Source organism: Pseudomonas sp. PDM30 (assembly GCF_019218985.1).
Classification (GTDB): Bacteria; Pseudomonadota; Gammaproteobacteria; order Pseudomonadales; family Pseudomonadaceae; genus Aquipseudomonas; species Aquipseudomonas jessenii.
The window spans coordinates 1-1,060 of sequence record NZ_JAHUWM010000025.1 but is presented as its reverse complement, the minus strand read 5'-3'; the positions used below and the strand labels follow the sequence as shown (position 1 = coordinate 1,060).

The following is a 1,060-nucleotide window of genomic DNA, read 5'->3' as shown; positions in this document are numbered from 1 at the left end:
TCATGACTGGGGTGAAGTCGTAACAAGGTAGCCGTAGGGGAACCTGCGGCTGGATCACCTCCTTAATCGACGACTCAGCTGCTCCATAAGTTCCCACACGAATTGCTTGATTCATTGAAGAAGACGATAGAAGCAGCTTTAAGCTCCAAGCTGATAGCTCCAAGCTAACAGTTACGCGCTCGAAATTGGGTCTGTAGCTCAGTTGGTTAGAGCGCACCCCTGATAAGGGTGAGGTCGGCAGTTCGAATCTGCCCAGACCCACCAATTTTGTTATGGGGCCATAGCTCAGCTGGGAGAGCGCCTGCCTTGCACGCAGGAGGTCAACGGTTCGATCCCGTTTGGCTCCACCATATAACTGCTTCTGAAAGTTTAGAAATGAGTATTCCGATGTGAATGTTGATTTCTAGTCTTTTGACTAGTTCGTTCTTTAAAAATTTGGGTATGTGATAGAAAGATAGACTGAACGTTACTTTCACTGGTAACGGATCAGGCTAAGGTAAAATTTGTGAGTTCTCTTAGTTGAGAAATTCGAATTTTCGGCGAATGTCGTCTTCACAGTATAACCAGATTGCTTGGGGTTATATGGTCAAGTGAAGAAGCGCATACGGTGGATGCCTTGGCAGTCAGAGGCGATGAAAGACGTGGTAGCCTGCGAAAAGCTTCGGGGAGTCGGCAAACAGACTTTGATCCGGAGATGTCTGAATGGGGGAACCCAGCCATCATAAGATGGTTATCTTGTGCTGAATACATAGGTGCAAGAGGCGAACCAGGGGAACTGAAACATCTAAGTACCCTGAGGAAAAGAAATCAACCGAGATTCCCTTAGTAGTGGCGAGCGAACGGGGACTAGCCCTTAAGTGGCTTTGAGATTAGCGGAACGCTCTGGAAAGTGCGGCCATAGTGGGTGATAGCCCTGTACGCGAAAATCTCTTGGTCATGAAATCGAGTAGGACGGAGCACGAGAAACTTTGTCTGAATATGGGGGGACCATCCTCCAAGGCTAAATACTACTGACTGACCGATAGTGAACTAGTACCGTGAGGGAAAGGCGAAAAGAACC

Annotated in this window: 2 tRNA genes and 2 rRNA genes; all 4 read left to right on the top strand. The window is 47.9% G+C overall.

Annotated elements, in window-relative coordinates:
* Positions 1 to 65, top strand: a 16S ribosomal RNA gene (locus KW840_RS28305); the annotation flags it as partial.
* Between the two features lie 122 nt (positions 66 to 187).
* Positions 188 to 264 (top strand) — tRNA-Ile (locus tag KW840_RS28300).
* A gap of 10 nt (positions 265 to 274) precedes the next feature.
* Positions 275 to 350, top strand: a tRNA-Ala gene (locus KW840_RS28295).
* Positions 351 to 584: 234 nt separating this feature from the next.
* Positions 585 to 1,060: ribosomal RNA gene (locus KW840_RS28290) — 23S ribosomal RNA — on the top strand; the annotation flags it as partial.